This window comes from uncultured Maribacter sp., assembly GCF_947500405.1.
In the GTDB taxonomy this organism is placed as follows: Bacteria; Bacteroidota; Bacteroidia; order Flavobacteriales; family Flavobacteriaceae; genus Maribacter_B.
Window position 1 is genome coordinate 1 of sequence record NZ_CANMRY010000026.1, and the last position, 3131, is coordinate 3131.

The 3131-nt window shown below is 33.5% G+C and carries 2 protein-coding genes; both read right to left on the bottom strand.

Translation table 11 applies throughout. The features are described 5' to 3' along the window. Nucleotides 1-392: 392 nt before the first annotated feature. Nucleotides 393-872: a hypothetical protein gene (locus Q0945_RS15710; RefSeq protein ID WP_299436522.1), complete on the bottom strand. Its 480-nt coding sequence runs from the start codon at nt 870-872 to the stop codon at nt 393-395. 151 nt (nt 873-1023) lie between these two features. Beyond that, nucleotides 1024-2946: a carboxypeptidase-like regulatory domain-containing protein gene (locus Q0945_RS15715; RefSeq protein ID WP_299436525.1), complete on the bottom strand. Its 1923-nt coding sequence runs from the start codon at nt 2944-2946 to the stop codon at nt 1024-1026. Between the last annotated feature and the right edge of the window lie 185 nt (nt 2947-3131).

Genomic DNA, 3131 nt, shown 5'->3' on the forward strand with positions numbered 1-3131 from the left:
CAGTGGTCTTTTTGTGGTTTCATAAGTGACTGTAATTAAATGATTAATTTTTAGTCAACCTATTTCAGGAAAGTTCAGTCGCACCATTAAAAGTAACGGTTGGGCTATGATTAGTGCGGCGCAGAAATCCGACGGATTTCCAGCTACGCGCTAAGCAAAAGCTTTTGGTTTTGTTTTTTCTTTTTTTTGTTCGAAAGCAAAATCCCAAAGATTTTGCGACTTCATAAATATACACAGACCTTGGCTTAAAGACCAAAGTCCGTATTAATTATAGGCTTTGTTACCCAACGTTTTTTCCGACAGAGTAAGTTTTTCCAATAGATTAGCAAGTCCATCAACACAACAGTTGCGTTCGAATGAGGTCCATCTGCACAATTATGCTAAAAAGTTGGTTAATTTCTCTTTTCCAGTTTGATTATTATTCCCTCCGTTTCTATTCGCACAGCTATGGAATCTTTTTCAAAACCTTCAGAGTATTTTTTGCGTTTTTGCGGAAAGAATGTTGGTACTCTTGTGGTTCGGAGTGTCAGGTTTTCGTCACTAAGTTTTTCAATTGTGTACATTATTCCAACATCATAGACCATTACACCTAGCACTTTATTATTAGTTACTGAAAATGATTGTGGGTAATTGCATAATTGTGTCATTTCAGAATTGAAGACCTTCAATTGTCTTTTGTCAGTAAATTGAAAAATTGTACCTAAATTAAGTTTTCCACAATCATCCAAATGTTCAAATGGAAATATATTAAGCTCAGTCACTACCCAGTCTCCATAAATCTCAGATGGAATGACATGAGTCTGTGTAGCCACATTTTTTTTAGAAACACAACTTGCAAAAAGAACTATAATAATTAGTAATGTTAGTCGCATTTGAAAATGTTGGGTAACGGTTGGGCTATGGTTTCGTTGCGGAATCGTCCGCTAGGACATTCCGAGATAACCAAGCCATTATTGCAAGATAAGAATTTCCGTTTAGGAAATTCCGCCGCAATGAATTATAGCCGTTGTTGTACCACGTTTTTTAATACCTCACGTCTATGTTAAATCCAACTCCCATGCTACTGTGCTTTCTAAATTTAGCTTGACTTGATTTTTTATAAAGCGTTCCACTATTTAATATTCCAAGTGAGAAAAAGATAGCTTCTCCTTTATTGTTCTCTCCTTTGGTTTCAACCCATTCCAGTGTGGTAATTACATCATCTGTTAAAACAATATCATAAGGCTTTAAATCAATAGTTACGTTACCTGTTTGCTTTGATTCAATTGTAACAAGAATATTATCCTTTAGTAAATTAACATCTGGTTTACTTTTATTTATGCTGTAAAAGTTGAGCCTGAAAACCGATTTTGCGCTTAACCTGTTGTAAGGAATATTGAAATTGAACGCATCTACAATGGTAGGATTTTTACGAATGTTAATTTTAACACCCATTTCAGCTCCAAGCTGATCATAACTAAATCCTGTGCTTATGAACTTAGATTCTGTTTTATTACCAAGCGTTCTTTTTTTGAAACTTTTTGCTGTAATAACAACTTCATTTAGCTCACTTAAATCTTCTTCTAACTTATATACAACTGGTTCTTTTCTTTGGATTATTTTCCTTATCAGGACTTCGACTGGCTTAAAGCCAATTGAGGAAATTCTTATTGTGTCCTTATTATATTCTTCTTTTAGTTCTAATGAGAATTTACCGTTGGAATTGGAAACTGTGCCTATTTCTCGGTTTAGAATACCGATGTTAACGTAAGGTAGAGGCTCATTCGTTCGTTTATCAAGAATTAAACCCGCAAACTCTGCGGTCGTTACAGATGTTTTTTTAATGTCAAAAGGTTGTATGGTAGTATAATTTAAAGATGATATTTCTTTCCAAAGTGTATCAAATCCACTTTGTTGTTTCAGTGATTTGTTTAAGTAGGATAATGTTAATGATTGAATATCATCGTGAATTTTAATCGCATTTGATGTTGATTTAAGTATTGATGGAATACAAGTAAAATCTGCGTGCTGGCTATTTGTAAAACGTAAATAATGTTTTGGGGTTTCTAATTGTTTAAAATAATGAAACTCTTTTTCGGTTGTAAATTCATCGAGTTTATCTCCACTCTCTAAATAGAGATAGTCTAAATTTTGTACGGTTGGTAGTAAAACGTTACTATCGTGAATTTCTTGAATAAAATCGTCGTCTTCTTCGTTTTCGCCAAAATAATGTGTTTCGGTACCATCGAGAGAAACAAATGCCTTTATTTTAGGGTTATTTTTCGCAAGAACTGCTGAACTCATTCCGCCCCAACTGCATCCAATCAACCCTACATTGTCAAAGTTGGCATTTAGTATATTCTTATTGGTCAAGTAGTTTATGGCAAATTTGGCATCATACACTTGTTCCATCATATCTGCCATTTGATTAGTCATATTTCCTGGGTAACGTCCAACGCTCCAAACTGAAATTACAACATATCCGTTTTGAGCCAGCGTTTCAAGAATTTTATAATTCTCAAACCCCATTCCGTTGAAACCAGCCATATAAATAACCACAGGAAGTTTGGTTTCGATTGGTTTAAGATTTAAATATGTATTTGTTTTGATGTTCAGCAATTTTTTCCCATCTGTTCCTACTTCAAGTTCTGCAACATAAAATTGAGCTAATTCCTCTGTCATACCTGAAAAATCATCATTGCCTTGGTAGGCAACTGCGCGATGTTCAAACAGACTGAACAAGTCCCTGAAAAGCATTGGTTTTCCATTCTTTTCCTTTGATGGATACCAAATGTCTAAATCTACAGGTCGGTAATGCAAGCTCTCTGTTGTTTTAGTTTCTGACTTGTAAGTTCGTGCGCTATCTTTTAATTGTAAGGTTTTAAATCCAGCAATGTAATTTTGCCCAAATATTGATTGAATCAGAAATATAAATAGAATTAATACAATTGATGATGTGTTTTTCAAAATAATCGATTTTTAGTAATTCATCAATAATATGAATTTATAGGTTTTGAATAAGTTAAATGTTTTCTAATTGTGAATTAGTTAATGTTTTTCTGTCTCAAATGTGGTACAACTAATTGTATAAGAGCTGTTGCCCTTATCCAAAATAATAATTGATACTAAGATATTACTTTTTTGTAATTAGT